The 26741-nt window shown below is 58.8% G+C and carries 28 protein-coding genes; 18 read left to right on the top strand and 10 right to left on the bottom strand.

The window, feature by feature from the left end; all coding sequences use genetic code 11:
- The first annotated feature begins 3 nt into the window (after positions 1-3).
- Genes HJB84_RS30230 through HJB84_RS30280 form a run of 11 tightly spaced genes read left to right on the top strand, consistent with a single transcriptional unit; the run spans position 4 to position 12841 of the window.
- Positions 4-2523 (top strand): VirB4 family type IV secretion/conjugal transfer ATPase, encoded by a 2520-nt coding sequence (locus tag HJB84_RS30230; protein ID WP_221117718.1) that lies wholly within the window; start codon positions 4-6, stop codon positions 2521-2523.
- On the top strand, positions 2501-3676 hold the full coding sequence (locus HJB84_RS30235; protein WP_029875114.1) for a lytic transglycosylase domain-containing protein: 1176 nt from the start codon (positions 2501-2503) through the stop codon (positions 3674-3676). The genes HJB84_RS30230 and HJB84_RS30235 overlap by 23 nt, the downstream gene beginning before the upstream one ends.
- Before the next feature lie 22 nt (positions 3677-3698).
- A complete protein-coding gene (locus HJB84_RS30240) occupies positions 3699-4490 on the top strand; it encodes a conjugal transfer protein (protein WP_221117719.1) in 792 nt (263 codons plus the stop codon).
- Positions 4487-4690 carry a hypothetical protein gene (locus tag HJB84_RS30245; RefSeq protein ID WP_029875116.1) on the top strand — a complete coding sequence of 68 codons (204 nt, stop codon included), beginning with the start codon at positions 4487-4489 and terminating at the stop codon, positions 4688-4690. Before HJB84_RS30240 ends, HJB84_RS30245 begins: the two co-directional genes overlap by 4 nt.
- Positions 4691-4698: 8 nt before the next feature.
- Positions 4699-5772 carry a type IV secretion system protein gene (locus HJB84_RS30250; protein ID WP_029875117.1) on the top strand — a complete coding sequence of 358 codons (1074 nt, stop codon included), beginning with the start codon at positions 4699-4701 and terminating at the stop codon, positions 5770-5772.
- 28 nt (positions 5773-5800) lie between these two features.
- Positions 5801-6535, top strand: a complete 735-nt coding sequence (locus HJB84_RS30255; protein WP_029875118.1) for a virB8 family protein — start codon at positions 5801-5803, stop codon at positions 6533-6535.
- Positions 6536-6543: 8 nt separating this feature from the next.
- Positions 6544-7362 (top strand): TrbG/VirB9 family P-type conjugative transfer protein, encoded by an 819-nt coding sequence (locus tag HJB84_RS30260; protein WP_225525179.1) that lies wholly within the window; start codon positions 6544-6546, stop codon positions 7360-7362.
- Positions 7363-7373: 11 nt separating this feature from the next.
- Positions 7374-8711 carry a type IV secretion system protein VirB10 gene (virB10, locus tag HJB84_RS30265; RefSeq protein ID WP_029875120.1) on the top strand — a complete coding sequence of 446 codons (1338 nt, stop codon included), beginning with the start codon at positions 7374-7376 and terminating at the stop codon, positions 8709-8711.
- Positions 8708-9757 carry a P-type DNA transfer ATPase VirB11 gene (virB11, locus tag HJB84_RS30270; protein WP_029875121.1) on the top strand — a complete coding sequence of 350 codons (1050 nt, stop codon included), beginning with the start codon at positions 8708-8710 and terminating at the stop codon, positions 9755-9757. Before virB10 ends, virB11 begins: the two co-directional genes overlap by 4 nt.
- Entirely contained in the window at positions 9726-12449 is a 2724-nt protein-coding gene (locus HJB84_RS30275) for a type IV secretory system conjugative DNA transfer family protein (protein WP_221117720.1), read from the top strand. The genes virB11 and HJB84_RS30275 overlap by 32 nt, the downstream gene beginning before the upstream one ends.
- 59 nt (positions 12450-12508) lie before the next feature.
- The gene (locus HJB84_RS30280; protein WP_029875123.1) at positions 12509-12841 is read left to right on the top strand and encodes a hypothetical protein; all 333 of its coding nucleotides are present in this window, start codon (positions 12509-12511) and stop codon (positions 12839-12841) included.
- 44 nt (positions 12842-12885) lie between these two features.
- Here the strand turns inward: HJB84_RS30280 and HJB84_RS30285 are convergent, their stop codons facing one another.
- Complete coding sequence (locus HJB84_RS30285; RefSeq protein ID WP_100773109.1) at positions 12886-14274, bottom strand: hypothetical protein; 1389 nt, start codon at positions 14272-14274, stop codon at positions 12886-12888.
- Positions 14275-14283: 9 nt separating this feature from the next.
- A complete protein-coding gene (locus HJB84_RS30290) occupies positions 14284-14577 on the bottom strand; it encodes a hypothetical protein (RefSeq protein ID WP_221117721.1) in 294 nt (97 codons plus the stop codon).
- A 414-nt stretch (positions 14578-14991) separates the two neighbouring features.
- On the opposite strand from HJB84_RS30290, the gene HJB84_RS30295 reads away from it, so the two are divergent.
- Positions 14992-15333, top strand: a complete 342-nt coding sequence (locus HJB84_RS30295) for a helix-turn-helix domain-containing protein (RefSeq protein WP_017969115.1) — start codon at positions 14992-14994, stop codon at positions 15331-15333.
- A 32-nt stretch (positions 15334-15365) separates the two neighbouring features.
- On the opposite strand, the gene HJB84_RS30300 is transcribed toward HJB84_RS30295, so the two are convergent.
- The 7 genes from HJB84_RS30300 to HJB84_RS30330 form a co-directional block, all read right to left on the bottom strand.
- Positions 15366-15911, bottom strand: a complete 546-nt coding sequence (locus HJB84_RS30300; RefSeq protein WP_221117722.1) for a hypothetical protein — start codon at positions 15909-15911, stop codon at positions 15366-15368.
- A gap of 19 nt (positions 15912-15930) precedes the next feature.
- Positions 15931-16302, bottom strand: coding sequence for a hypothetical protein (locus tag HJB84_RS30305; RefSeq protein WP_029875127.1), 372 nt, complete (start codon positions 16300-16302; stop codon positions 15931-15933).
- An 8-nt stretch (positions 16303-16310) separates the two neighbouring features.
- The gene (locus tag HJB84_RS30310) at positions 16311-16625 is read right to left on the bottom strand and encodes a hypothetical protein (protein ID WP_029875128.1); all 315 of its coding nucleotides are present in this window, start codon (positions 16623-16625) and stop codon (positions 16311-16313) included.
- A gap of 23 nt (positions 16626-16648) precedes the next feature.
- The gene (locus tag HJB84_RS30315) at positions 16649-17245 is read right to left on the bottom strand and encodes a thermonuclease family protein (protein ID WP_017969119.1); all 597 of its coding nucleotides are present in this window, start codon (positions 17243-17245) and stop codon (positions 16649-16651) included.
- Positions 17242-17823: a thermonuclease family protein gene (locus HJB84_RS30320; protein ID WP_246733282.1), complete on the bottom strand. Its 582-nt coding sequence runs from the start codon at positions 17821-17823 to the stop codon at positions 17242-17244. The genes HJB84_RS30315 and HJB84_RS30320 overlap by 4 nt, the downstream gene beginning before the upstream one ends.
- Before the next feature lie 68 nt (positions 17824-17891).
- A complete protein-coding gene (locus HJB84_RS30325) occupies positions 17892-18578 on the bottom strand; it encodes a thermonuclease family protein (protein WP_245503047.1) in 687 nt (228 codons plus the stop codon).
- Positions 18579-18751: 173 nt separating this feature from the next.
- On the bottom strand, positions 18752-19240 hold the full coding sequence (locus tag HJB84_RS30330) for a hypothetical protein (protein ID WP_221117723.1): 489 nt from the start codon (positions 19238-19240) through the stop codon (positions 18752-18754).
- Between HJB84_RS30330 and HJB84_RS30335 the strand changes: the two genes are divergently transcribed.
- The 4 genes from HJB84_RS30335 to HJB84_RS30350 all read left to right on the top strand — a co-directional run bounded on the left by HJB84_RS30335 (position 19230) and on the right by HJB84_RS30350 (position 22768).
- Positions 19230-19979 carry a ParA family protein gene (locus HJB84_RS30335; RefSeq protein WP_025398135.1) on the top strand — a complete coding sequence of 250 codons (750 nt, stop codon included), beginning with the start codon at positions 19230-19232 and terminating at the stop codon, positions 19977-19979. The two genes, HJB84_RS30330 and HJB84_RS30335, sit on opposite strands and share 11 nt — an antisense overlap.
- A gap of 100 nt (positions 19980-20079) precedes the next feature.
- Positions 20080-20385 carry a hypothetical protein gene (locus HJB84_RS30340; protein ID WP_245268488.1) on the top strand — a complete coding sequence of 102 codons (306 nt, stop codon included), beginning with the start codon at positions 20080-20082 and terminating at the stop codon, positions 20383-20385.
- Positions 20386-20388: 3 nt separating this feature from the next.
- Positions 20389-20781, top strand: coding sequence for a hypothetical protein (locus tag HJB84_RS30345; protein WP_029875132.1), 393 nt, complete (start codon positions 20389-20391; stop codon positions 20779-20781).
- Complete coding sequence (locus tag HJB84_RS30350) at positions 20747-22768, top strand: relaxase/mobilization nuclease domain-containing protein (RefSeq protein WP_221117724.1); 2022 nt, start codon at positions 20747-20749, stop codon at positions 22766-22768. The genes HJB84_RS30345 and HJB84_RS30350 overlap by 35 nt, the downstream gene beginning before the upstream one ends.
- Here the strand turns inward: HJB84_RS30350 and HJB84_RS30355 are convergent.
- Positions 22765-23442, bottom strand: a complete 678-nt coding sequence (locus tag HJB84_RS30355; RefSeq protein ID WP_029875134.1) for a hypothetical protein — start codon at positions 23440-23442, stop codon at positions 22765-22767. The genes HJB84_RS30350 and HJB84_RS30355 overlap by 4 nt on opposite strands.
- A 346-nt stretch (positions 23443-23788) precedes the next feature.
- On the opposite strand from HJB84_RS30355, the gene HJB84_RS30360 reads away from it, so the two are divergent.
- Positions 23789-25399, top strand: a complete 1611-nt coding sequence (locus HJB84_RS30360; protein WP_221117725.1) for an RcgA family putative transporter — start codon at positions 23789-23791, stop codon at positions 25397-25399.
- Positions 25389-26426, top strand: a complete 1038-nt coding sequence (locus HJB84_RS30365) for an RcgR family putative quorum lactone hydrolase (RefSeq protein WP_029875136.1) — start codon at positions 25389-25391, stop codon at positions 26424-26426. Before HJB84_RS30360 ends, HJB84_RS30365 begins: the two co-directional genes overlap by 11 nt.
- Positions 26427-26741: the final 315 nt, after the last annotated feature.

A 26741-nucleotide genomic window follows, 5' to 3' on the forward strand; every position in this document is an offset into this window, starting at 1 on the left:
TCGATGGGCACCATGGCGAGATCGTTGAAAGGGAGCTTGTCGAAAGGTTGGGAGATATTCGCCGACCGCAGCATATCGACACACGTCCCGTTCTATGTGCCGATCGAAAACGGCATTATCCGACTGAAGAACGACTGCCTGGTCTCCACAGTGCAATTGACCGGCTTTTCCTTCGAGACCGCCGATATCGAGACGATCAACATGCTGCAGCGGCAGCGGAACGCCGCTTTCCGCGCGATTTCGTCGATCGGCAATTTTGCTCTCTACACCCATGTCATCAGGCGCAAGGTAGCGCCGTCGCTGCCATCGGCGTTCGCCGATCCCTTCATGCGGCGTCTCGATGACGTCTATCAGTCGAGCATCTCCAGGAACGAGATGTTCGTCAACGACACCTATGTGTCCCTTGTTGTACGGCCCTTGTTCAAGAAGGGTTCGGCGCTCTCCCGTGTCATGGGCATCGGCGGCGATGTCGTGCGCAGGGAGCAGTTTCGTGCGATGCGCGACAAGCTTGTCGAAGCAACAAGGGCACTGGAAAAATCGCTTGCCGCCTACGGTCCGAAAGTCTTGCGAGACGTGCGGCGCGCCGAGGTCGATCTTGGCGACGGAAAGACGATCTACCGGACCATCTCCGACGACACGATGCTTGAGGAAGGCACGCGAACAATCTGGTTCTCGGAGCAATGCGAGTTCTTCTACACGCTGCTGAACGGCGGCCGTGTCCGCCCGATCCGTCTCGGCAACATACCGATCGACGAGATGCTGCCGGCGCGGCGCACGTCGATCGGCAACCGGATCATCCATCTCCAAGGCGAAACATCAGGCGATGATCGCTATGCCGCGATGGTATCGCTGAAGGAATATCCGCCCGAGACCGGCGCCGGCATGCTCGACTACATCCTCAAGCTGCCCTTCGAGATGGTGCTGACCCAGTCGATGTCGTTCATCGACGACATGGCTGCGCGCAGCCGCATCGAAAGGCTCGATCGGCAGATGTCGAAGGCCGACGAGGGCGGCTCCAGCGTGCAGGCCAATCTCGACATCGCCCGCGACGAGCTTGCGCGCAAACGCGTTGCCTTCACCGAGCATCACCTCACCATCATGCCGGTCGCAAGGACGACGGCTCAACTCGACGATGCGGTGGCGCTGATCGGAAACGAGCTTGGGGCGCTTGGCGCCTCCTATGTTCGCGAAGATCTGAACGCCGAGCCGGCTTACTGGGCGCAACTGCCTGGCAACCAGGCCTATATTGCGCGGCGCGCGCTCATCTCGACGCTCAATTGCGCGGGCTTGAGTAGTTTTCACGCCTATCCCTATGGCAAGCCGGACGGAAACCACTGGGGACCGGCGATCACCATTTTTGAGACGACCTCCGGCACGCCGTTCTTTTTCAACTTCCACCAGGGAGACGTCGGGCACATGACGGTGTTCGGACCGACGGGTTCAGGCAAGACCGTTATCATGGCTTTCTTGATTCTGCAGGCCTACCGCGTCAGCCCGCGACTGAAGACGATCGTCTTCGACAAGGATCGTGGTCTCGACATCATGGTTCGTGCGGCAGGCGGGCGATACATGACACTCGAACCCGGCGAACCGGCGGGCTGGAATCCCTTGCTTCTCGTCGACACCGAGGAGAACCGCGTTTTCCTGTACCGGCTTTTGAGCTTGATGCTGAAGCCATCGAAGGAAGGCGAGAGCCTGACGCCACAGGAAGAAGCGATCATCCGTAGCGCGATCAAATCCGTCCTTAAGACGAAGGACAAGTCGTATCGTCGTCTATCCTCGCTGCGGGCGCTGCTCGCTGGAAGCGAGAGGACCGAAGGCAGTCTGATCGCACGACTCGACAAATGGATCGATCGCGGCCCCTATGCCTGGCTCTTCGACAATGCCGATGACAATTTGGATATTTCGAGGCCGATGATCGGCTTCGACATGACATCGATCCTCGACGATCCGACGGTGCGTACCGCGGCCCTCCTCTACATGTTCCATCGGTTGGACGAGGTTTATGACGGGAAGGCGCCGATCATCAACCTGATGGACGAAGCCTGGAAGCTGCTCGACGACGACGAGTTCAAGCGCACCATGAAGGACTACTTCAAGACCATCCGGAAACGGAACGGTCTGGTGATATTTGGCACGCAGTCGGCCGACGACGTCGTGCAGTCCAGCGTCAGCCGCACGATCATCGAGCAAACGTCGACCAATATCTTCTTTGCCAATCCGAAGGCCGACGAGCACTCCTACATGGAGAATTTCGGACTCTCGAGGGCCGAATTCGAATGGGTCAAGAACGGCGACCCGAGCTCGCGTTTCATGCTGATCAAGCAGGCGAAGAGCAGCGTGATCGCGCGTGTCGACATGTCCCACATGCCGGAATTCATCAAGGTCTTGTCCGGCCGGGAGGAGACCGTTCGCGAGGTCGAGATGCTGCTCGACGAATACGGAGACGATCCGAAGAACTGGCTGTCGAGATTTTGCGACTGGGAGGGAGAAGCGTCCGATGACCAACGCAAGACTTCCTGAGCTGGCGACGGCCGCCGTGCTGGCGCTGGCGACAGTGGTAGCCCCCGCCGCCACCCGCGCCCAGGTTCCGGTCATCGACAATGCCCGCCAGAAGATCCAGCAGGCGACCTTGAACTGGTACCAGGGCTATCAGGCAGATACCCGGAAACTGAAAGGCGCCTCGGGCGGAACGACGGACAGCGTGGCGCCCGGCCAAGGCTCCGGCGCACCCGCCGATTGCTCGGCAGATGGCATGAGTGGCGATACCGCACCGGCGGCATCATCGCAGCGGACGCCGAGTCAGCAGGAAGTCGCCCGCATGGTCGAGGACGAGGCGATCCGCCAGGGCGTCGATCCGAATTTCGCGCTCGCCATCGCCGAACAGGAATCGCGTTTCCGACAGTCCGCGCGCTCGGCGGTCGGCGCCACCGGTGTCATGCAGCTGATGCCAGGAACCGCAGCTCAGCTGGGCGTCAATCCCTACGATACGCGCGATAATATCCGCGGGGGCGTCAAATACATCAAGCAACTCCAGGGAATGTTCGGCAGTCGCTACGACCTGATCTCCGCCGGCTACAATGCCGGGCCATATCGCCAGTCGCTGCAGAATGGTCAGATCCCGAACATTCCTGAAACCCAGGATTATGTCAAAAAGGTCTCCGCCTACTACGGCCGCAACAAGGCGCAGAATGGCGACCGAACCCCACCAGCTGGCGACAACACCGAGCCCGAAAGCGCGAGCTACGGGAACGGTTGCGGTGAGCAGCTGAAAAAGGCTGTCGATCGCAACACGCAGGCGCAGGTCGAGCGCGGATCGGTCTGGAATGATCTGCTTGGGAAATCGATTGAAGCGAACCAGCAATATCTGCAGCGCCTGCAGGCCGGGCTGCAATCGTCATCGGCGAACTTGCGCGGCTCCGGTGGCGGCAATTCCAAAGATTTCGACGGCTCGCTCGTCATGGCGCAAATCCAATGCCCTTCGACGATCGTCGACACCGGCAGCACCCGCTGCTTTGCCGTGCCGTCGAGTGCCACGACCGAGCAGATCCAGCGCTGGCTCGATGACCTGCAGGAACAGGCACGCGCCAATGGCACCATCGCGACCTTTTCGGCGATGCAGGATCCCGTATTGGGCCTGGTGACGGTCGTCGATGCCAGACCGACAGCAAACTGAACGGACAAGAGAGGTTAGGCACATGAAGACATTTGTCATCGCGGCAGCCCTTGGCATCGTTGCCGTCTCGCATGCTTACGCGCAGGTCCCGGTCAAGGATTCGGAAAACATCTCGCTTAGTGAGGACATCAAGAAACTGTCGTCTGAGATCCAGCAGGACACCTCGGTCGTCAAGGACAACACGACGAAGACCTTGCAGGCGATCACCGGCGATCGCAGTCAAGATGCCAGCCAGTTTGCCAAGCTTGCGACCGGCAATGGCTTCAGCATGGGGCAAGCGCCGGATTTCGGGAGGATCCTGTCGGGAAACCAAGCCGTGTTCGGCGGCATCAGCGGTGAGTTTCAGAATACGGCCGCCAAACTTATCAACGGCCTCAACCTGGTGAAGATGGTGGTCGATACCGTCAAGGGTGGAGAGCTCTCCGGCGCCAACCAGGCCTATTCGCAAGGGGTCAATGCCTTGACGACGATGACGGCGCTGACGGATGCGATGAACAGCGCCACCAAGGATCGGCAGAACTCGTTCATGCAGGCAACCGAGAAGATCGGCACGGCTCAGGATCTGAAGGGTGCGCTCGAACAAAACACCCAGATGGTGCTGCAGGGCAATCAGACCGCCAATGAGGCCGTTGGTTCCCTCAACAACCAGGTCATGCTTTTAAACCAGCAGTACAAGGCGGCGCTCGCCACCGCGTCGCAGAACCTCAAGACCTTCGCACCCCTTCCCGACAGCGTGATGCGTGATGGAGGCGGGGAGCAGCAGGGGGCCTCGGTTCGAGATCAGTTGAAGGCGTTCCAGGAGCAGGAGCAGTGAGGCTGACCCTCATCCTGGCATTTTGTTGCGCGGCCCTCACTGGCTGCGGCGGCAAATACGAACAACTGGCGAAATGCTCGGCCGACGAAAACCCGGTGCCGGCGCTCGGCTACGATAGAGCGCCGCAACCAGCGCGGCCGGAACAGGCGCTGGCGAGAGCCGTCACGGATGATTGCGGCCCGATGCGGCCTGTCAATTAGGATGCGACATGGATCCAGTCAGCTACGCGATCAATTTCTATGGCGATGCGCTCAGATATTTCGACAAGATCAACGAAGCCTCCCTCGAACGGGCCTGGGGCCTGTTTGCTCAACACAGCAATCTTGTCTCAGCCATCCTGGCGATCTTCCTGATCCTCTACTTCCTCTGGGGCGCACTCGGACTGTCTGCTGTCTCCCTCCAGGATATGGCGGTGACAGGTTTCAAGATCGCGCTGGCTTACGCCTTGGTCATGTCCTGGGCTACCTTCTACGACAATATCGGCCAGTTCGTGCTGTCGACGCCACAGGATCTCGGTTCGGCTATTTCCTCGGCAATGGGCGGCCAGTCGGCCGGTTCCGATCTGGCCCAGCAGGTCGCCAGCATGGCACGCAAGGTCTACGACTTCGCCATGCAGCTTTTCAATTCTTACGAGTCGGGATGGCTGCCGAATGTTACTGGCGCCGTGGTCGTGTTCATTGTGCTGGTGTTCGGTCTGCTGCCGATGCTGCTCATCCTCACCGGCGTCACGCTGTTTGCCAAGATGATCACCGCCGTCATGCTGGCGATCGGGCCGATCGCGATCCTCTGCTACTTCTTCGGCACCACGCGATTTGTCTTCGACGCGTGGGTGAGGGGCGTCGCCTACGGCATGTTCATGCTGCTCTTCACCTACATCATGGCCGGCCTGTCCTTCGGTTTTCTAATCGGCATGATGGACACCATCAACGGTGACATGGCGACCAAGGAAAATGCGCTGGCGATCGTGCTCGCCATGGTGCTTTACCTGGCGCTGATCTCCTATTTCATTTTTCAGGTGCCGGATTTCGCCAGAACCTTTTCCTACGGGACGGCAATTTCGGGCGTGCCGGGTGGAGGCGGTGTCGATACCGGTTACAGCGCCGCGCGCAGAACACTCGCATCCAGCAATTCGAGGGCCGGGCAGGCGGGAGCCGTCGCGCTTGGCATGCTGGCTGGACCGAGAGGCGCCGTGACGGCGGCAGCACTTGCCGGCCGCGGTAGTGTGGCAGGTGTCGGCGCGCTTGGCCGGATGCTGACCAATCGCCGCCGCAACAGCGAGTGAACGAGACACCGTTATTCGAGGGCAACACTTGGCATTGTTCAGAAGACAGACAACACCTGCGCCGACCGATCATGTCCCCGGGCCGCAGGAAATCTATGACCGGCACTTGTCCTGGGGCGAAAAGAACCGCTCGCTTCGGACCTTGATCGGTCTGATCCTGCTTGTGTTCGCGGTGGCCGGCTGGGCTATCGCCGGGATACTCTCATTTTCGGTGGCACAACTCTTCCCGCTTGTCCGCACCGAGGTCGTACCCCTGATCGTGGACAAGAACACCGGCTACATGGAGACGGTGACGACGCTCGACAAGGATCGGTCGAGCGTCTCGGAAATCCAGGCCGTTCGCGCCTCCTTCGTCGGCAACTACGTCATCCGCCGCGAGACCTACGACCCCCGCTATCTCTCGGATAACTTCGACATGATCGCGCTCTGGTCGGAACCGAACTCGGACGCCTTCAAGGAGTATGAGGCGTGGATGAACCCAAGCAATCCACGAGGGCCCGTGAAGACGCTTGGTGCCACCGGCGACATCCAGCCGGAAATCCTCTCGGTCAATCCTCTCAATGCCTCGACCATGGCGGTCCGATTTGAGACGCGGGAGCGCCAGCGCGGTGGCGACGTCGTCAATCGTTGGTCTGCCACGGTGCGCTACCGGCAGATCAATCTTCCCGCCAGCAACCGGGTTCGTCTGTACAATCCGCTGGGCTTTGTCGTCACCGAATACGCGAGGGTTCCGGAAACCATGCCGTCGGGGCCCGCCCAATGATGAAATGGATGGCGGCGCTCTCATTCTTACTGCTGCTGGGAACCACGGTCGGTCATGCCGAACTGGTTGCACGTCCGGGAAGGCTCGATCCTCGGGTGCGCTCGCTACCCTATTCGGCTGAACAGGTTTTCCTGGTGACCGGCACCTACGGGATGGTGACGACGATCCTCTTCGGCACGGACGAAGAGATCACCCAGGTCGTTGCCGGCGACACTGTCTCCTGGCAGATCCTCACCTCGGCCGACCGGCGTTCCCTGACCTTGAAGCCAATGGAAAAGGACGCTTCGACCAATCTCTCCGTTGTGACCACCAGGCGGACCTACTCCTTTGATCTGCGGGTCAACGACAGCAAGGCGATCCAGAACCAGACCTTCAAGCTGCAGTTCACCTATCCCGAAGATGCCGGGCTGAAGGGGACTGCCGAGCTTTGGAAACAGGCGCAGGATGCTGCGCGCAATCCGAACCTCAAGAACATCCGTCGCGACAAGGTCAACTACGACTATGGCTTCAAGGGAAGCGATGCGGCAAAGCCGCTCTGGGTGTTTGACGACGGATTGAAGACCTTCATGAAATTCACCGGCGACATTCCGGCGATCTTCATCGTCGACCGGAAACGCCGCGAGAGCCTCGTGAACTACCGCCGCGAGGCCGATTACATCGTCATCGATACCGTCTCGCGGCAGTGGTCGCTGCGCTATGGCACCGAGGACGAGACCTGCCTGTTCAATCTGCGAACTGTTCCCGCCGATATTCCGGCGCCGATCGAAGGTGCGGTTGCGCCGAAGCGGATCGGTGCCGGCGGTCCCCCGCAACAAGCTCAACACTAGGAAAGCGCGCCATGTCGGATCCAAATTATCATTCGCTCGACACCGACAGCGCCATTGGCGGTCCGGTCCGGAGGAGCAGCGTTGGTCTCATGCGGCCGATCGCGGTTATCGCGGCCATCGCCGGCGTCGGCGTCGTCCTTTATTTTCTGCTTGCCGGCGGCGAGCAGCAGCCGGCGATCGACACGACGCCGCGCGAGGAGTTCCGTCCGGTCCAGACACCCAGGAACGAAGGGTTCAGAACGCCGGCCCCGCCTCCTTTGCCGACGGTCGTCGTTCCGGAAGCGCCGCCGCCACCCCCTCCGCCGCCGCCAGCGCCCGTCGTTCCGGCGGCTGCTCCCGTTTTGCCACCGGCCGAGGTCGACTGCACCAGAGGCAAGAACCCGGACAATCCCCGCTGCATCGAGCTCGCACGGCAAGCCAAGCTGCTGGAGCGTGTTCGCTCTTCCGCCATGGTCTTCGATCAATCGGATCAGAGGAACGGCGCGGCACGGGCCTCGACCGACGTCACGGGTGCGGGACTGTTCGGCGCCAGTGATTCGTCCGGGGCGCAAACGGCAGCAGCGTCAAACGGCGGCGGCGCGGTCGACAATGATCGTGCTTTCCTGAAGGCGATGGGCGGGCAGGGTGTGGACGTTTCAGTCGCAACCGAGAACCGCCGCACGGACGCCTGGATCCCGCAGGGCACGATGATCCGCGGCACGCTGGAGACGGCGATCAATTCAGACCTCGCCGGCATGGTGAAGGGGATTGTACGGGAAGACGTCTATTCGTTCGACGGCCGGCGCATCCTCATACCGGCAGGCTCGTCCCTAATCGGCGATTATAAATCCGGGGTCGAGCGGGGGCAGGAGCGGATCCTGATTGTCTGGACACGGATGATCCGCGGAGACGGCGTTTCGGTGCAGCTCGGCTCCTATGGCACCGATCGGCTTGGGCGCTCAGGCATGACGGGTGTCGTCGACCGCAAGTATTGGGAACGGTTCGGGCCGCCGGCGATGATGACGTTGATTGGTGGCGCCACTCAGTACATCGCCCAGCTCGGCCAGAAGCAGGACCGCAATATCACGATCGTCAACACGGATGGAACGGTGACCAGCATTCCTCAGGATAATGGAAGCACGTCACAGGATCGTGCCCGCGAAATTGCTGCCGAGACGATTGCGTCCGGCATCCAGCAGCTGGCGTCAGAAGCTTTCCAGGACAGCCGCAACATCCGGCCGACGATCCACATTCCTCAGGGCTCCGACATCAATGTCTTCGTCACACGCGACCTCGACTTCGCCGGGCTTTATCCGGATCCGGTCCGCGAAGAGTTTGAGAGACTGCGCAGAAGGAAGCTTGGCAAATGAACGCGCGCCCGTCGATTTCTGCTGAGCAGCATTTTCTGTCTGAGGCCATCGAGCCGATCCGACCGTTTCTCGACGATCCCGGCGTGGTTGAGATTTCCTGCCAGCGCAGCAATGAGATCTGGCTCGAGCGTATCGGCCAGCTCAGCATGATGAGGCAGCAAGTCGACGGCCTCGACCAGGAATCAATCCGCCATATGGCATCGCGCGCCGCCTCGTTCACCAAGCAGACGGTCAACGCTGAACATCCGCTCCTATCGGCGACGCTCGTCAATGGCGAGCGCGTGCAGTTCGTGCTGAACCCGACTTCCGCGACGGGCCACGCCTTCTCCATCCGCAAGCAATTCATCCGCCGGTTCGATTTGAACGACTATGAGAAGGCTGGCGCGTTCCGCTTCACCAAGGTGACGGGAGACGACTATATCGACGACGTCGATATCGAGCTGTCGCGGCTGCTGCGGGCCGGCAAGGTTCGCGCCTTCCTGGAGCTCGCGGCAATCAATCACCGCAGCATGCTGATTTCGGGCGGCACCTCCACCGGCAAGACGACGTTTCTGAATACGATGCTCACCGCCATTCCGAACCATGAGCGGTTCATCCTCATGCAGGACACGGCTGAGCTGGAGCCGCTACAGGAAAACGTCGTCTCGCTGCTGGTCTCGAAGGGTGGCCAGGGCGAGGCAAGGGTGACGATGGGCGATCTGCTGGCCACGGCGCTCCGTCTCAGACCGGATCGGATCTTCATGGGCGAGCTGCGCGGCGACGAGGCCTTCGACTTCCTGAATGCGATCAATACCGGGCATCCCGGTTCAATGTCGACGATCCATGCAAACTCGCCGCACCACGCCTTCAACCGGCTGTCGACGCTGGTACTCAACAGCAATGTGCGCATGGAGCGCGACGACATCATTCGATACATCCGCTCGATCATCCCAATCGTGGTCCAGTTGAAGAAGAGTGATGCCGCCGGCGGCCGCGGCGTCAGCGAGATCTACTTTGCCGACGAGGTGGACGAAAATGGCAAGCGTATCCACGCACACCGAGACTGACCGCCCGAAATGGACGGGCCTGCAGCGGGCATCGTTGTTCACCTTGCCGATCGCACTGCTCGGAATCGTTCTCCTGTGGCTCGCCTTCTTCACGCTGATCTACGACGCCTACATCACCTCGTTCGGATCTTCGTCCTACTTCGACTATGTCGCACAAGCGCGCTGGATCGACGCCGTGCGCTATACCTCGTCTATCATCCATGTCCGCAACACGGTCGGACTTTCGCTGCTGGCCTTCGTGGTTGCCTTGCCGTTCCTGTTTTTCTTGGCTTGCCTCTGGATGCTGAAAGGCGGCAGGGCGTTGTCGCGCAAGATCCTCTACCTGCTGCATGTCCGGTCGATGTTCAGTCTGATCGCCCATACGGCTCTCATCTTCGCCGCCGCCTATGCCGGCGTCATCGTCTACGGCGTGGCCTTTTATCTCGTTGCCACAAAGGCCGGTGAGCATGCCGAGATTGCCAGCTACTACGGCAATCATCTGGCCGCGATGTATCAGGCTCCTTTCGGCGCAATCGATGCAGCCGGCGCCTATCAAAAACCCTCCCGGCAGACGGTGCTCGCCGCGCTCGCCGGTCTTGCTGCCGCCGGTGCCATCGTCGGATTTCCGATCGGCGCGGCAATTCAGAAACGCCAGCGGATGATCATGGGAAAGGCACGCCTCGCCACCTTGAAGGACGCAGCCGATTTTCGGCTGCGCGACAAGCACGGCATCGTTCTCGGACTGAAGCAGGGATTGCTGCTGCGCAACGACGGCGATCAGCACGTCATGGTCATCGGTTCGCCGGGACAGGGCAAATCGCGCGGCTTCGTCATCCCGACGATGATGAGTTTTCAGGGATCGCAGGTCGTCCTCGACATGAGCGGCGAGCTCTTCGAGGAGACCTCCGGTTATCTCAAGGACAAGGGGTACGAGGTCTTCCTGCTCGCTCCGGGCTCGAATTTCACCGACGGCTACAATCCCCTCGACCTGATCAGTGACGAGCCGAACCAGCGGATCACCGACCTGCAGAAGCTTACGCAAATGCTTCTGCCGGAACGTCTGCGATCGGATTCCTCCGACTTCTGGGAGGAAAGCGCCAGGATCCTGTTGACGGCCATGCTCGGCTTCGTGCTCGAATGCCCCGACACCCGCAAGTCGCTCAGCGAGCTCTATCGCATTCTCAATTCGATGTCGGACGAGCGCAAGGCGATCATCCAGCTATTGGAAAACTATGAGCCGGTTCTCTCCGACCAGACCCGGATGCAGCTCACCAAATTCGCCGGGCGCCATGAAAAGCTCGGGGAGGGGATCGCCGCGGAGATCGTCGCCAAGCTCAATTTCCTGCAGAACCCGCTGGTGGAAGCGCTGACCTCGATCACCACGATCCCGATCGGCACCATCAGAAAGCGGAAGATGGTGATCTACATCCAGGCCGACTGGAACGCCATGCAGATCTATGAGCGGCTGATCTCGATGCTCATCCAGCAGATGGCCGACAAGCTCGTGCAGATGGGACCGTTGCGCAACCGTGAGCATGAAGTGCTGATGATGCTCGACGAATTCGGCAATGGCGGCCGGATCGATACGGTGCTGACGCTCGCCCCGCTGATCCGCAAGAATGGCGTGCGGTTCGTCTTCATCCTCCAGGACGGCGCCCAATTGGAGCGGCTGTACCAGCGCTCCGGCCAAAAGATCCTGATGGGCGCTTCGACGATCAAGCTGTTCATGAATTTCCAGAACCAGGAAGATGCGACCGCTGTCTCGATGGCTGCTGGCAAAACGACGGAGTGGGTCGAACAATCGTCTTATTCGCATCGCCACGGCCGAAGACAGCGATCGATCTCGAAGGTGCCGGTCTCGGTCGATCTTCTTCCCGTCAACACGCTGATGATGATGAAGCCGGAAGAGGCGATCCTGCAGGTCACCGGTATGCCGCTGATGCGCATCATGAAGCTCGATTCCGGCGGCGAGCGGATGTTTTCGAAAGTGCGGAAGTTCAAGCCGGCGAAAAGGCCTTGCATTGAGCCGGTTGAATGGACGATCGACGACAGCAAGTCCGCTGCGGCGGCCCCGGCCTCGACAGGCACTGACAACGACGCCGTGCGCTTCGTCGTCAAGGATGGTGTCCGCCACGTCTACATTTCCTCGCTCGACGAGCTGCGTCATCGCCTGGATCTCGACGAGACGCGCGAGGCCGGTGTGGCGGAGGAGGAGGTACAGGCGGAAAAGAAGAAGCAGTCGGGAGACAAGCAAAAGGGGGATTCGGCGAGCGGGCAACGAAAGCGCGGCATACCCAAAACGCCTGGAGCCGCTCGCGAGAGTGACATCGGTCTCGATATCGACGAGGAGAAGCTCAGCCGCAATGTCTATTCGGGCTCACCGGCACATCGGAGCGTTCGAGCCAAACAGGCCAATGGTCCGTCGGATCAAAGCGGCCTTCGGCCTGCTGCAACTGTTCTTCGGCGGCAGGAGGTCAGAGACGTATTCGGGGCAGATCTTACCGCGTTGAACGAGGTGATCTTCCAGCAGGCCGAAGAGAACGCGCTTGAGCCGGTCGAGCTGAACGCGGATGTCGAGCTCTTGATAGAGAGCCTGTCGGATCGGCTCACGGAGGACAGCTCGAGAGCCTACCTGCGCCAGTTCGCTAGCTTGGTGCGGGATCCGCTGGGCGAGGATCGGGAGCAATCTGAGACCGAGGCGCATGCTGAGTAGATGCGACGTCGCCCGCAACGACGCAACACTGCGTCCCCATCCGCCAGGGAAAACGATACATGGGTGAGATCCGACATTTCTTACACGGCGATATTTCAAATAATGGTCATCTCGAACGAATTGTCGCTGCCGCCAAGGCTGACGCCGGCTTTTGGCTGATGGTGAAGGAGCGCGAGATGGAAAGGCAAACGATCGGAGCCGAAGTTGACCTGGAGGGCGATGGTGAGGATGCGATCGACAAGTCGGCGCCGGCGAGGCTGACGCCCACGATCACAGAGCTGGCTGACGACCTCGTCTCGCGCATGTTCGGAACTTGCCCACCCGAGGTACTGGTGATCATCCAACAGGCGCTCCTCGATGCCGCGAGAGTCGAGCTGAGCGCTGTCCGGTGAAGGCCAATCAAACGCTGAGGAAAACGGCGATCATAAATTGATCTTCAGGTCAGGATGTCGTCATCGGATGTCGGGGAAGTGTCGTATCCAGGCCGACGAACCTGATCGATCACCCAGTCTTGTAGCCGCCTGGCGGTGTCTGCGGCCTTCGCCTCAGTGAGATCCTTGGGAGAAATCCCAAAGATCGGCCCGAGATGCTTCATGCGCGGCAAAGTCCTTTCCTTCGCCTCTCGATATTCGTCGGTCTCCATCCCAAAGGCTTCGATAATGAGGGTCACCGAGATGGATCCTCCATATGTTGCCTCTAACATGAAGTCCGGCCTGCACAGACCGGCGGGAGTCTCTGATGCGAACAGCGGCTTGGTGATCTTGATGCGAAGGTCCGGTACCGCGTCGAAAAGAGCTTGCTGCAGCCAGAACAACAGATGCGAAACATCTCTTTCGAATCCCGATTCCACCGGAAAGAGCGTGTCGCCGTTATAAACCGGCTGCGCATAGGCCTGGATCGCCCGCACGGGTCCCTCGTCATCGTCCTGAAAATCGACGTTCAGCAAGGTCAGGAACGGACCTCTGAGTGTGGGATCGCCACGCAATGGCTGGCGGACTTTACCGAGCACATCGATCTTTCTCAAGGACGATGCCGGCATGATCGCCTGCGCCGACACGGTTTTGACAAACAGCAACATAAAGCCGGTTCGCCGAAGGCTCTCCGGCCAGTCGGGACGAGAGGTCCAGAGCAATCGCTGCCAACGACTATCTGGATCCCAGTAATCCGCGGCCCATGTCGACATCAGCGCGTTGAGCGTCCAGGTCCGCAGCACCCTGAGCTCCCGCGCGGCGGAACGTATCCCTGAGAGCTGACCTCCTAGTGCAAGTTCGGGATTGTCCTGCAGCGCAGGGATAACATTCGTGCCTGCCTTGTCCAGCATCCGCCACAGGATGCTCGCAAGTCTGGAAGGACGGTCGTTTCGTTCCCTCGATCGGGTGGGATCATCCTCCGAGATATCAGCAAGACGGTTGGGAATGGCCGGAAGGGCGTCGATATAGCTGCGCTCGGATTTTGGCAGCGGGCGAATCTGATAGCGACGGTCGAACAGAGGCGGAGCAGCGTCCTTGTCCACATGGAACGGGCATGTCTGCGCATGGTTTGGACGCTCTTCATTTTGTTGGGGGTCCGCCTCCTTCGAGGTCAGTCGTCGCAGCGTAAATGTACGCTCCTGTTGGATCGGTGCGAGCAATGGCTGCAAGCCAGCGGCGAGGCAATCGCATTCAATCCAGCCGTCCATCACTTTGGCGCGTTTGATGACCGAAAGCGCAATAGCCTCATCTTCCTTGGATGCAGCGTTGCCATACCAGGCACGCAACGCGGTTGCCTCTCGGTCGGACAGGTCGGCAAGTGGATGCGCTGGACTGTTGCGAACGACGATCCGCATGCCAGACCTTCAATAGCCGAGGAGCCAGAGCCGATAGCCGAGGTATCCCACACCGGCGGCGGCGCTTGCGGCGATGATCGTCTCTCCCCAAGCTCGGATGTTCCAAGCCCTGCCTTTGTCGACGCGCGAACCTTCGAGCACAGCCGAAAGGAAGGCATAGATCGGGATCATCATCGCGTAGCCCACCGTGAGACTGTCTCGGATTACGATGCAGGCGAGGAGGAAAACAAATCCGAAAACCAGGGTCGCCAAACATAGCCGCTGCAAGTCGAATCGGTAGCCACGCTTTTTAAGCGACGTCATCGAGTGCCTCCTTCGAACTCAGTCTCGAAAAATATAACTGCAGTATAAGTGGCGGGCAAGCTACGGCAAGGGGTTCGGATCTATGGAGGGACCTATCCATGAGGATTCGTGCCAATTGAAGACGGTGCCCCAACTACGGGGCTCAGTGACCCGAGGAGGCTCTGCCATCCTCTTGCAGGGCGTGATCGTCGCGGTGTAAGACGTGTAACAAAGTTGTGAATGCTTGGATGCAAGAGATAGGCAACAAAGGGTTTACGCTTGGTCATCATGGTCTCTAGCCGGCGTCAGGCATTGGATGAGCAGTAGAATCCCGAACAAATCCCCGGCCAGCAGCTGTGGCAGTACCCTCTGTCGGCGGGATAATACGTTTGCTGGTCCCGTATCGAGCACATCTTCCGCCAGGGAAGGCGTTTCATGTCGCGTGTGAAAGACGATCAGTCCGGCAACGCAGTGGGCGTCTCGATGTTGAAGGCACTATCGTTTCAAGAAAGGCTGGCAATCGGCCTGCGCCGATTGAAGGCCGAGCGCGGCCTGACGAACAAGGATCTGGCCGAACAACTCGGCGTATCAGAGGCCTATATGTCGCAAGTGACCCGCTGCATGCGTGACGTCAAGCTGTCGACGCTCGACAAGATGCAGCGGGAGTGGAATGTCATTATCGAGGATTTGCTCAGAGTCACCGAAGACGATCTCTCTCTGATAGAAGCGTTGAAAGCCCGCCGTGGGAAGAAAAAAGCTCCCGAGACCGCAACCTGATTTTCTCCTTCATAGCGTGGGATCGGCCCGGACTAGTGATCGAGGTTAAACCAGAACCTTTCCTTCATGCCTTGGTCATTCGGGATATCAAAGAAATAGGGATCAGCGCGCCGCGGTCGCGGGGTGGCAACTTGCTGGATGCAGCCATCATGGCCGTTGCCGAAACTGCGCTCTATCGTCATACCTGACTGTCTCGTGTGGGCATTGCGCTCCATCGGTGATCGGCAGATATCGACTGTTTTGATGCACTGGTCGGGCTCGCCGCGCCAGCCACCGTCGCCTTGCGAGCTATAGCCGACCGTCGTTCCGGCCGGGCAATCCTCGTAGTTTTCCCGCCCCGGCTTGCCGGCCTTAGCCTCATGGCAAATCGGCCAGGAAAATCCCGGGTCCTTCATCGCGGCAATGAGCCTTGTCATAGGTGGAACGCAATAGGCAACGCCGTGCCATGACGGATTTTTTGATGCCGCACACAACAGAACCTGGCATCCCCACGAGGCGTCCTCGGCTTTTGCGCCGCCGACCGGGGTTCCAAGGGCTGTACCTATCATTGTTGCGACGAGAATCACCAACGGTCTCATAATTCGCCTCCGTTATCGACTACTGGATTTGCGCCCAGGCACCGTCGATCCTCGCAAAGGAAAGCACGCCCGGTTGCGCCGAGCCGGCAAAGGTGCCTGACGTTGTTGTGATGATGCCGGTACAGGTGACGCCAGGTATTGCCTCGCGCGGCTTGCACTCCGAGATCCTGATTGAACGGCCTGACTTCGCGATTGCAGCACTTGCCTCTTCGTCACTCGGAGCGTCCACGGGCAACGGTTGCTGGGCCGACTCCTTCAGTCGGACGATCTCTTTTTCCAGGTCTGCGATATGACCGGTTCGCGCCAGCTCACTGATCGCATATCCTCCCGCTGTTCCAGCAAGGAGGGCGATGGCGGCAGCAATCACCCTGGTATCGGGACGCTTGGCCATCGGGAACCTCAATACCCCTCGATGCCCAGTCGCTTGAGGACAGCAACCGGATCGGTCTCGCAGACCTTCTTCCAGTCCGCATGCTTGGCGCAGGCGTAAGCGTATTGGCTAAGGTCTGCCGATGACAGGTCGGCAAGCCTGTTGCCAATTGCTTTCCATTGCTGCACGTCCGTCGGATCGCAGCCGGCGCCGCCCGCGCCGCAAAAGTCCGGATCACGCTGATCGGTCAGATTAGGAGTGGCGCTATCTTGCGCGCCGCTCGCGACCGGAGCGAGGACGAGCAGGATTGCCGCGGCAACGACGGAGCAATAGATGCGGTTCATTCAATCTCCTTACACGTTTGAGTTTACCGAGCCGCTTGGGTAACAGGCAAAGGCAGGGGCAGGCCCGTCTCGGCTTCTGGTGATTGGCCGTCCGACTTCTCTGCGGCCACAGTCGATGCGGTGTAAAGCCAAGGGGGAAGCAGGTCCGGTGACGACCAGACTCCAAAGCCCAGCCCCCTGGCTTTCCGCTCAATATCGAAATATGCAGGGACTTGTGGCTCGTTGCGGTAGTTGAATGCGTAACCGATACCCTCCGCAATTGCCGTTGCTGCCAGATTTGTTTCGCCGACAAAGCAATGAGCGATCAGGATCTTGTTGGTGTCGCGGCCAATTGGCGCGCAGTTGACGTTCTGCCCAAGTGTCCGGAGGATCATCCAGGCACGCGAAACTTGACCGGCGGGCCACTCCACGCCATCGCTCGTTGCGGTCTGCTCAAGGCGAGGGGCTTCATACCCAGCCAGGCGGACGATCTGTCGGCTCTTGACGAATTCGAACGTGGTCGCATCAACGACCTGAACCTTGCCGTAGATCTGACGCGGCACATCGGACGGCCGGCTTTGCGCAAGCAACGCCGTCGGGACCATTACGAGCCATAGTATCGAGGCAGCCGCAACTCTCATTGTTGTGCCCCCGCCTGTTGTTGGAGAACGGAAACCGGATGCGGTAGGTCCGAATAGGCCCAGAGTCCGGCGCGCGCCGAACGTGCAGATTCCTCCGCAACCCGGTAACCTGGAACAATCAGTCGCCCCGCGCTGTCGACGGCGGCAAATCCCCAACCTTGGGCAATCATATAGGTTGCCAGGTCGTACCGATGCCGGCCTGTCGTCGTTTGGCATGCGACGACCGCGTTGTTCTGGTCGAGATTTTTGATGGTCGCGCAGACGGGCCTCGTGTCTCGGATCAACGCCTGCGCCATGACCAGATCGAGCTCTCCGCAATCCCGGACAACGCCGGCAGAGACGGTGACGTTGGTTCCCCGGAGACAGGCCTGCAGACCATAGAGGCGATAGCGTCGCCCGCCGGAGATCCAGGTGTCGCCCGTCTCGAATTGTGCCTCCGTCGGAAACGGAACGAATTCGGGTTGGACGCGACCAGCGTCAACGGCCGAGGGAATGTCGGTTTGCGATGCCTGAACAGGGACGACCGATGGCGAGAAATGCGGTTCGCGCGCGACATTGCCGTCGGCGAGCATCGGCATGATTGTCGTGGCAGCACAGACACCGGAAGCTGTGATCGTCGAAATGAACATAAGAAGCCCGATCCGCATCAATTGGTCGACGGATTGACCGGGTGGTAAGGATGGGTGAACTGGCCGTTTGCCCAGATTCCGGCCTGCTCACCGCGTGCGGTTTCCTCGGCTTGCAGGTATTCCGGGAAGACAGGCCGACCGGCGCGGTCACGGGCAGCGAACGCCAAGCCCTTGCGGATGAGCGCTTCGGAGAGCGATCGAACCGCGCCATTCTCGACGAAAAAACATTCAGCAAAACGCACGGTCGGTCTGCCGGGATTTTGCGCGAAAACGTGGCAAGGAAATGCGTCGCCGGCACCTGCCTTTGCCTCATCGAGCGTCGCAGTCATGCCGGCAAGCGAAATCATCGCACAGGTCGTCGGCATTCCGGCAAACTCCAGTGGCTCGGCCGAGAGGCAACCCTGGACGCCGGCTAGTTTGATCACGTCACCATCGGCGCCGAGAAAGGCGCTGCCGCTCAGCGCGGCCTTTGGGCTAACAGTTTGCAGATCAAGTCGGGACGCGATCGATGAGATGTCCAGCGGTATTTGTGGGCCAGGAATCAGATCCCGGCCCTCTGCGTAGGCGTTCTGATAATAGCCGACAAAATCCGAGACCGTGTCGGCCCGCGCGGCAGAGGGCAGGGCGATCAAGGCATTGAGAAGGGTGCAAAAGAGGAGGCGGTCGAACCGCCGAGCGCCATTGTTCATGCTCGCATCCGTCACCTGTTGACTGTTTCGAGCATGCACGAAATTATACTGCAGTGCAAGTCTGGAAAATGGCCTTGGATTGCAGTATGTGTTGTTGGACACTGGAAACGTGCAGATGGAGAAGGGTAATGTCCGCGGCAAGAAAGGCGCTCAGGGTTGTTGTCTTCCCGTTTCGGGCGGCATGGTTCTTAATATTGATCGCGAACTTTTTGGTCGTCTCGGCCGTCTGCCTTCTTGTCGCGTCCCTTCTTGCATACGGCGTTGCCCTGGCCTTTTCGTATGCCTTTCTGCCGGCAGAATGGACGCAAACGCTGTGGCGATGGGTGGTCGATCTTTATGTTCAGTCTTCCTGGTTCAAAGCTGCCACGATCGCTTTCTTCATATTCTTGCTCTTGCCCGTCCTCCGATTTTGGCTGGCGAGGGATCGGGTTGCGGATGTAGCCCGAGAACGCGAGATCACCAGGCTGAATGATGATCTGATTGCCGCGCGGCGGCAGGAACAGTTGCGAGCCAAATTTCGGGCCTAAAGGAGAGGCAGCTGGCACGTTTGCAGGGCGCCGGAGCCCACAACGTCCTTGTCTCCAAATTCTGAGGCTGTCGGCCGCCACTGCGATGGAAGATAGTTTGCAGCGGCGGTGACTTTTGTTGCAAAGGGCGAGGAATTCAATGGCAGCCAAACCACTTTCGCTTGCTATCTCGACGTTCAAAGGCGGTGCGGGAAAGTCGACGCTGAATGTCAATCTTGCAGCGGAATTCGCGCAACAGGGACACAGAACGCTGCTCATCGATTGCGATGAGCAGGAGTCGTCGACACGCTGGTACAATGTCTCAATGAAGCGCGGCTTGCTTCCGACCGACGGCACGTTGCTGCACCTGCGAGTGGCGCCCGGAGATCAGTTTCGGGACCGGTTGGCCGACGCGCCCGAGGCGGATATTCGGATCTATGACGTTGGCGGCTATGTCCATCAACGCGCGATCGAGGTCTATCACGAGTGCGACGCCGTTCTCATTCCGATTATTCCGGAACCGACCGCCGCGACGTCAGCGATCAAGGTCGCAACTATTTTGAAAGAGATATCCAAAAAACGGCCCCAGGGACCGATCCCTTACGCGGCGATCTGGAATTATGTCGACATGATCGCTCTCAAACATAACAGGTCGCTTCCGGAAGTCCATGCGATCCTGACGAGCGGCAGGATTCCCATGGTGGAGACCGTCATCCGCAAGAGCAATCATTTCAGCGATGTCGGGGCAGGCTTCGGCTCGCTCTATTCCAAGCTGGCAAGCATTGAGAACAACCCATCGTTGACCCCATCGGCCAAGCGCCGGGCAAGCGAGAGCGTGCTCGATGCGATCGATCTCGTCAAGAAGATCAACAACGAATTCATCGGCCTCCTGCAGGCGGAGGCGGCTTAGAGAGATGGCGGGGGAAAGAACGCCGGCCGGCAACATTCTAGCCCTTGCCCGATCGAGAGAGGATCAGGCCAAGGAGGTGGAGGAAACTGCAACCTCCTATATGCCGACCAATATCGACCTTGAAATGCTAATGCCCGATGAGGCTCCTGAAGAGCAGGATGAGCGCGTCACGCCGAGCGTCAGTTCACCGGAAATACGCACTCCGGACAAAAAACGACGCCGTGAGCGACTGGCCTCCAAGGGCGCCACAGCGGCAGGCGAAGCCACGAAACGCAAGCGTATCTCGCTATATCTCGATGACGACGTGCTGACGAAGATCTTCCAAGTTTCGTTGGAGCGTCACGAGCAACTGTCCTCCGCGACGCACCGGCTGATTGTCGAGGCTCTGAAGGCGAGGGGGCTGTAGTCGATGCGCGAACCGGCCATCATGTTCCGGCTGCCTGCTCAGGTCTTAATCAACCTCGACGCCCTTGCCCGCAGGCTCGATGTCTCCGTCAACATCGTCGCCAAGCTCATTGTCACCAGGGAGATCATGCACATTCCGGCGATGCTCGAGGAGCACGACCGGCAGCTGGCAAACATGCACCAGTTTTTACGAGATCTCGCCTTCCGGAACGAGGAGTTCCTCTCGGAGGAGAGTGTGCATGCCGAAAGTACCAAAGCGATCGCGCATCAGCTCGAAGAAGTCATGAGCGCTCTTGATGCCATCCGCGACGCTGCCTTCATCCGGCCGTCCACATTTATCGCCGATCTGATCAGGAGCCACGATGAACGACCTGTCCAGAAGTCGCTCCGCATCTAGACCCGGAAGTCGTCGGCTGCCGAGCTATTTCGATCTCATCGAAGACGAGCTGCGGCGCCGCGGGGGTGGTGGCGGTGGATCGGCGAAGCGGTCGACGTTTACGAATTCCGGCTTGCCCTCCGCCAAGCATCCCGGAGCTGCTTCGGCGTTCAGCCGTGCGGCCGGCAACAATGCGGTCGTCGTCAAGGTCTTGTCTTACGGGGCCGGCGCGAGTTCGGCCCGCAACGTCCTCGCCTACCAAAGCAAGGAAGAGAAAGCGCGCGACCAGGACGGTCGCGAGGTCACCGATCTCAGTGCCGCCGTCTGGTCCTGGGAGAGGGAGTTTGGCAACCGGAAAGGCAGCCAGGACATTCTCCGTCTGACCTACGAGCTTGAAAAAGCCAACCGCGAGCACTTAGGGCGCGCTCTCGCTTCGCTGGCGGAGGATGGGTTCCGTCAGCCGGGCGACGGCGATCGAACCTATGCCTTCAGCGTCAGCGAGGGTGTGAAGGGGCAGACCCGTCTGCAATTTGCTCTGGTAATTGCCCACGAGAAGAAGGACAGGTCGGATCGAAGCAGCGCCAATCGTATTCCTGCAGAAATCGATGATGTCCGCGCGATCGATGAGCGACTCGACAAGGTATTGCGCGCCGCCGGTATTACTCCGGTTTCGCGCTATCCCGCTGAATTCTCCTCCGGGCCCAAAGGCCTGACCGCCACCCTACATGCGATGCAACGGGCAGGGGCGGAGGTAACGCTGTCGACGAAAACACACCTTAGAGACCGCCCCGGCAAGAGCGGCCGTTACGAGCGCGGCGGAGAACGGCGCGAAGTCACGACCAAAGACCACAAGGAATTGACGGCCGAGGGCAAGGTCGTCGGTGCTCTCATGCAGACCCGCCAGCCGCGGGACTTCATGCACCTGTTGCTCTCGGGGCCGGCCAACGTTGATCGCGACCGGTTCATCCTGGCGGGCCGAGATTTCCTGAGGGAGCAGTTTGAGGGCCACCGCTACGCCTATGCCGTCCATAATCGCAATGATCTTGAAAAGCATCCGCACCTGCATGTCATCGTTGCGCTGCGCAACGCGAGCGGAAAGATGCTCAACCCCAATATCCGCGACTTCACCGAATGGCGGGTCCGTTTTGCTGACAAGGCGCGGGAGCGCGGCATCCCGATCGATCGGCAGAAGCGCCTCGAACGTGCTGGCCCGCCGCCCGTCAAACGATGGGAGTGGGAAATGTTTCGCCGGATGGGAGCAACGGCGCCGTCGAACGTCGTCGAAAAGGTAATGTCCAAGCTCCGCGACACGCCGACGGCGCCGAAGCGTGAGGAGGCCAGGACGCGGTTCGACCAGAGCCGGCGTTCGGTCGGGCACGTCATTCGCATGCTGGATGGTATTGCCAAGGACCGCGGTGCACCGAGCACCGCACGAGAACTCAGCCAGGATCTGTCCATCGGGCTTCGGCGCGAATATGGGCGGCTTAAAACAGCGGTCCGCGAAGGCCGTGATCCCACACGAGAGAAAGGCGAGGACCACATGCTGCGATCCACACCCATTAGTGCCGCGCAAGCAAAGGCGGCGAAGGAAACGCTGGCGAACACCGCGCTCACGGTTGCCGCGAAGATTGCCAATCCATCTGATCGGCTGATCTTCGAGCAGGCGACGAAGATCATCGGCAAAGTCGTCGGGCTGCAGCTCGACTCACGCGTTGACAAGAATCGAGACCGAACGGAGTCTGGCAGGGATAAGCGGAGTTCGGACAGCCTCGAAACCAAGTCGGCTGCCGGTCGGGATCATATTGCGGAGCAGGGCGTGGTTAATAGGAGTTCGAACAACCGTTCTCTCGACGCATCGCGCATCGCCCGGTCTAATGCGGAGCATGACGCGCCGGAAACAGATCGTTCGAATCGGGAGCGCCCGAAACCCCAGCAGCGGGATCGCGACATACCAAAATCGATCAAGCTTCGCCCGCCTCAGGAGAAGGACAGGGACCGCACCCGCTAACCCTGCGAACCGCACTGTTGGCCACAGTTAAGCTCTCCAGCGATGGACCAGCCCAACGTCGCCTGGATCTTGGCGCGGAGTCGCTGGACCTCCGTGGCTTCAGGCGGAGACAAATTGGGGACACGCTTTAGGGCCGCACCCTGAGCGGTTCCCTCGCTTCGGTTGTTGAAGTAGTCGATTACCGAGACACCCGCATCGTCGGCAGCGAGGCTACCAGCGGTCGAGCTGCCGATGAAAACGGTTTCCTTCCTGCCGATCCCATACCGCTCCATAACTTGGAAGATCGCTCCGGCGCCTGCCTCCTGTTGCCGATCCGCTTGGCGCTGAAGGCCGGTTCCGCTTGCATGTGGGACGTCACTCCATGTCACCCAGAAATCCGGTATGGCACATCTGATGCTCAGTAATGCGTCAAGCAATTCGGTCAGGGTTGCGAATTCTGATCTTCCATAGGCACCCGCGTCCATCCCACGCTCGTCCGAAATAAAGCCGAAACGAGCATTGAGGTGTCGCAGATGCCTTAACATTTCAACGAATTCTTCGTTGATATCTCCGAGCATGTAATCCCCGGAGGGACTAGTCTTTCTCAGGAGGGTGCCATCTCTCTCAAAAATGACGAGGCCGGTTGAACCGATCCTCCTAAAGATCCTGTCTGCATATTTTGCATGATTGTTCATTGGCTAAATTCCAAACCTTGAAGCCAGCTTCGCCATCACACGACTTCGAAATGACGCGCAGCTTCCTCTTGGGGCCAGTCGGTGGCGATTGTCGTCGTTACCCGGTTATCGGATGGGAAATCAGCGCGTTTCGGTGAGGAATCCCCGGCGTTCCTACAAGCGAGCGGCAAAATGGCTTCCTCCTCTCACTCGCTGCTCATCTGTTCTGAAATCAACATCCCAAACTTCAAAATTTTGCTCCTGATAGTAGAATCGCTATGCAGTTGCGTGTAGTTGCGATACCCGTTGATCGGGCACAAACGCACGAAATCTACCGAAACGAAACGAAACCAGAGCCGGTAAGCCATTGCCAAAGAATGGAAAGTTATTTCTCCCTCCGCCGAAAGACGGAAGTGATTTCAAAGAACTCTTCAAACAATTGGCCGCGGCAGGAGCGGGCCGGCCGTTGGGAAGTGATGGCTTTCCCGCAGGCCCGTGGACGCCGGAACTTCTCGCTGAGGCGATTTCACACATCGATTCCAACCGGACCGGGGTCGATCTACGAACGGTCCAGCTTTGGTTTCAAGAAAATGAGAAGGGTATCAGCACCACCAATATTCGTTGGCTGGCAAGAGTCTTCGGGTGTGATGATCCGGTAGCAACAAGCGAATGGCAGATGGAGCTAAGTGCGGCGCAATCTCGCTTAACGGCGAAGAGGCGAGGTTTGAAGAAAGCGGGAAGCAGCCCCGCGGCAGAGGTTCCAAATCTAGCACGGAATGTCGTCGATGAGGAGATGGAGTCGCCGGCAAAGCTGGAAAGGGATACTGAGGCTAATCAGCCGAGCCGACGTTTTAATTTGGCGAGGAGGTCGGAGGCGCTATTTAGCCGCGGATCTACCTTAGATCTACCAGCGTCGGTGTTTGCGGGTGCCACCGCCCTTGGGTTTCTCTCGTATATTGTGGGGATCCACAACGCGACTTACAATCGGGCGGATGGTCTCGTCAAACAGGTAGGTTTCCTCTGGGCGCCCAATTGGACGTTCCTCTTTATGGTGTTCTTGCCACTGTTTTTTGCGTTCGTCATAGAGTTGCTGTTGTTTTGGAAAAATGAAGGACGCTTACGGATTGTAGCGGCGGGCAATCGTGTGGAAAGCGACGCCGCCTGGGCCCGAAACGTAGATGCTTCTTCGTATACATATTGGGCGGTCTTTATCGTCTGCGTGTTGTTCGCCGGTGTGTTTCAATGGATCGGTGTGTGCTTGGTCCCGTTGGTAAAAGGCGGTGGCAACTATGCGATAGATTGGGGCAAGTTAGCGCTCGTGCGGCCCGAAGTCATATCGGTGCCGATGGAGATTGTATTCACGGCGTTCGCTTATCTCTACATGTGCTTGTGCTTCTATCTCTTCTTCGTAGGTCTCATTTTGCTTCATACGATGATTAATGACCTTTGGAAAATCGGAGGAGCATCGAGGAGCCGGCCGCGAATTGATTATCAATACCATGTCCATGAAATCGGCTTACGGGTGATGCGCGGAATTTTTCGGTGCACTGTTTTAGGTCTTCTGATCGCCGTATGCATGAAGGCCCAAAGCTCCTACTTGGCGTCGAATGGAAAGAACATCGTGGCTTGGCTGCTTGCCGATATGTCGTCAGCTTTGTATGAGGGCAAAGACATGGGCAAAGGATTCAGCTACAGGATGCCGACCCACTACAGCAGCCTTCTTATCGCTATTTCGACGATTATCGTTTTTCTTTACGGTTCTATCCGTCTAGGTGCCGGAAGCCGATTTCATTTTCCCATGTGGAAGATGTCAGCGGCAGTAGGGTTACTTTTTACCAGCTACCTGCTGATCGACGCATTTACAGGCTTTTCGATCCTTCTGTGCCTTGCAGTGCTGCTCGCGATGTACGGCCTCATTGATCCAGAGCTTGGGCGGTGGAGAGCGAGCGACTGGGGAAGCAATCAGAATGTATCATAGTTGGCTTGATCGTTGGGATGAGCGGCGGGCAAGGCGCGGTGAGGAATCCAAGGAAATAAGCGATTTCGTCCTTGATGCCAACCTCGCCTTCCCACGCGCCAAGAACATAGGAAGTATCGGCGAGTTTTGTGTCCTCGCGGACCAGGCCGCGGCTGATCCAGCCTTTTTCGATGAACCGAGCGGGGACGATCAGCATTTTCAACGGCAAGACGGGTGGATCAAATTTCCGTCGGACATGTCCACTGGCGTCGAAGAGAACAATGTAGTCTGGGCAAAAATCACAGAAAGCGGATCCTTCGATCAGGCGTTGGTGATTTTTCATCACTGGAATGCAAGTGCACGCAATCCTCAGATCGCCAACTTTTTCTCACAGCGTGGAATCACGGTTGTCGAGATCGCTATGCCTTATCATTTCGAGCGCAGCCGTTCCGGGTCCGTGTACGCCGATTTTATGCTTAGCCCTAATCTCGGTCGAACCATCCAGTCTGTACGGCAGGCGGTATGGGACGGGCGAAAACTCATTCGTTGGTTGAAAAGCGAAGGCTATCGAGAGATTTCTGTTCTCGGTATGAGCTTAGGTTCCTGGGTCGCAGGCTTAATCGCTGCGCGCGACTTGGCTGTGTCAAAAGCCTCGTTGTTTCTTACAGCGGGAAGTCTCGCGGATATGGTTTGGACAGGGCGCGCGACACGATCGATACGTGAAAGCCTTGAACCCGTTATTGAGCTGACCGATCTCAGAAGGGCGTGGGGTCCGCTTAACCTAGAGAATTACGCGCACAATTTGGCAAGGACCGATCTCGAACTTCACGTTGTGTTGGCTAAGAGGGACAAGGTCGTTCTGCCAGAGATATCACAAGGGTTCATGCAGAGGCTGAAGGCCGCCGGAGCTAGGCCAAACATTTTGGAATTAAACTGTGGTCACTATTCGCTCGGCATGCCGCCTTACATTTTGTTGGCTGGTTTGAGCCTGAAACGGTTTCTGTCGTTACGCCAGGCTCAGGGCTCATTGAACAAACCCAGAAGATGACGGTTGTTGCGATCCAGATTTCCGAGAAGAGGATTTCCACACGATACTGACGCTCGGTTCCATGCGGAAATCAACAATGTTTGGATCCGGCTCTTTCCTATCAACAGGGGTGGTGGTGGGCGACGGTGCGGTGTTCGTTCCGACAGTCGGCTCGCGGGAGAGGCATGAATATGTTGTTATGTTATAACTGTCAAAGCTGATTAGATGCGCAACGCTGTCAGCCATTTAGAAATGCGACACTCGGCATGTCCACTTGCGCTGAGGCAAGCCCCCGACCGGACCGGCTGGGCCGGGTTGCAAGGGAAGGGAGGGGGC

Source organism: Rhizobium sp. NZLR1b (assembly GCF_019685155.1).
GTDB lineage: Bacteria > Pseudomonadota > Alphaproteobacteria > Rhizobiales > Rhizobiaceae > Rhizobium.

Excerpts from the sequence above, each read along its gene's own strand:
- HJB84_RS30240 (WP_221117719.1), top strand. The coding sequence starts at position 3,699 with ATGAAGACATTTGTCATCGCGGCAGCCCTTGGCATCGTTGCCGTCTCG.
- HJB84_RS30230 (WP_221117718.1), top strand. The coding sequence starts at position 4 with ATGGGCACCATGGCGAGATCGTTGAAAGGGAGCTTGTCGAAAGGTTGG.
- HJB84_RS30315 (WP_017969119.1), bottom strand. The coding sequence starts at position 17,245 with ATGAGAGTTGCGGCTGCCTCGATACTATGGCTCGTAATGGTCCCGACG.
- HJB84_RS30285 (WP_100773109.1), bottom strand. The coding sequence starts at position 14,274 with ATGCGGATCGTCGTTCGCAACAGTCCAGCGCATCCACTTGCCGACCTG.
- HJB84_RS30365 (WP_029875136.1), top strand. The coding sequence starts at position 25,389 with ATGTATCATAGTTGGCTTGATCGTTGGGATGAGCGGCGGGCAAGGCGC.
- HJB84_RS30295 (WP_017969115.1), top strand. The coding sequence starts at position 14,992 with ATGTCGCGTGTGAAAGACGATCAGTCCGGCAACGCAGTGGGCGTCTCG.
- HJB84_RS30250 (WP_029875117.1), top strand. The coding sequence starts at position 4,699 with ATGGATCCAGTCAGCTACGCGATCAATTTCTATGGCGATGCGCTCAGA.
- HJB84_RS30290 (WP_221117721.1), bottom strand. The coding sequence starts at position 14,577 with ATGACGTCGCTTAAAAAGCGTGGCTACCGATTCGACTTGCAGCGGCTA.
- HJB84_RS30305 (WP_029875127.1), bottom strand. The coding sequence starts at position 16,302 with ATGGCCAAGCGTCCCGATACCAGGGTGATTGCTGCCGCCATCGCCCTC.
- HJB84_RS30340 (WP_245268488.1), top strand. The coding sequence starts at position 20,080 with ATGCCGACCAATATCGACCTTGAAATGCTAATGCCCGATGAGGCTCCT.
- HJB84_RS30350 (WP_221117724.1), top strand. The coding sequence starts at position 20,747 with ATGAACGACCTGTCCAGAAGTCGCTCCGCATCTAGACCCGGAAGTCGT.
- HJB84_RS30355 (WP_029875134.1), bottom strand. The coding sequence starts at position 23,442 with ATGAACAATCATGCAAAATATGCAGACAGGATCTTTAGGAGGATCGGT.
- HJB84_RS30310 (WP_029875128.1), bottom strand. The coding sequence starts at position 16,625 with ATGAACCGCATCTATTGCTCCGTCGTTGCCGCGGCAATCCTGCTCGTC.
- HJB84_RS30335 (WP_025398135.1), top strand. The coding sequence starts at position 19,230 with ATGGCAGCCAAACCACTTTCGCTTGCTATCTCGACGTTCAAAGGCGGT.
- HJB84_RS30235 (WP_029875114.1), top strand. The coding sequence starts at position 2,501 with ATGACCAACGCAAGACTTCCTGAGCTGGCGACGGCCGCCGTGCTGGCG.
- HJB84_RS30275 (WP_221117720.1), top strand. The coding sequence starts at position 9,726 with ATGGCAAGCGTATCCACGCACACCGAGACTGACCGCCCGAAATGGACG.
- virB11 (WP_029875121.1), top strand. The coding sequence starts at position 8,708 with ATGAACGCGCGCCCGTCGATTTCTGCTGAGCAGCATTTTCTGTCTGAG.
- HJB84_RS30260 (WP_225525179.1), top strand. The coding sequence starts at position 6,544 with ATGGCGGCGCTCTCATTCTTACTGCTGCTGGGAACCACGGTCGGTCAT.
- HJB84_RS30345 (WP_029875132.1), top strand. The coding sequence starts at position 20,389 with ATGCGCGAACCGGCCATCATGTTCCGGCTGCCTGCTCAGGTCTTAATC.
- HJB84_RS30300 (WP_221117722.1), bottom strand. The coding sequence starts at position 15,911 with ATGAGACCGTTGGTGATTCTCGTCGCAACAATGATAGGTACAGCCCTT.
- HJB84_RS30320 (WP_246733282.1), bottom strand. The coding sequence starts at position 17,823 with ATGCCGATGCTCGCCGACGGCAATGTCGCGCGCGAACCGCATTTCTCG.
- HJB84_RS30280 (WP_029875123.1), top strand. The coding sequence starts at position 12,509 with ATGGGTGAGATCCGACATTTCTTACACGGCGATATTTCAAATAATGGT.
- virB10 (WP_029875120.1), top strand. The coding sequence starts at position 7,374 with ATGTCGGATCCAAATTATCATTCGCTCGACACCGACAGCGCCATTGGC.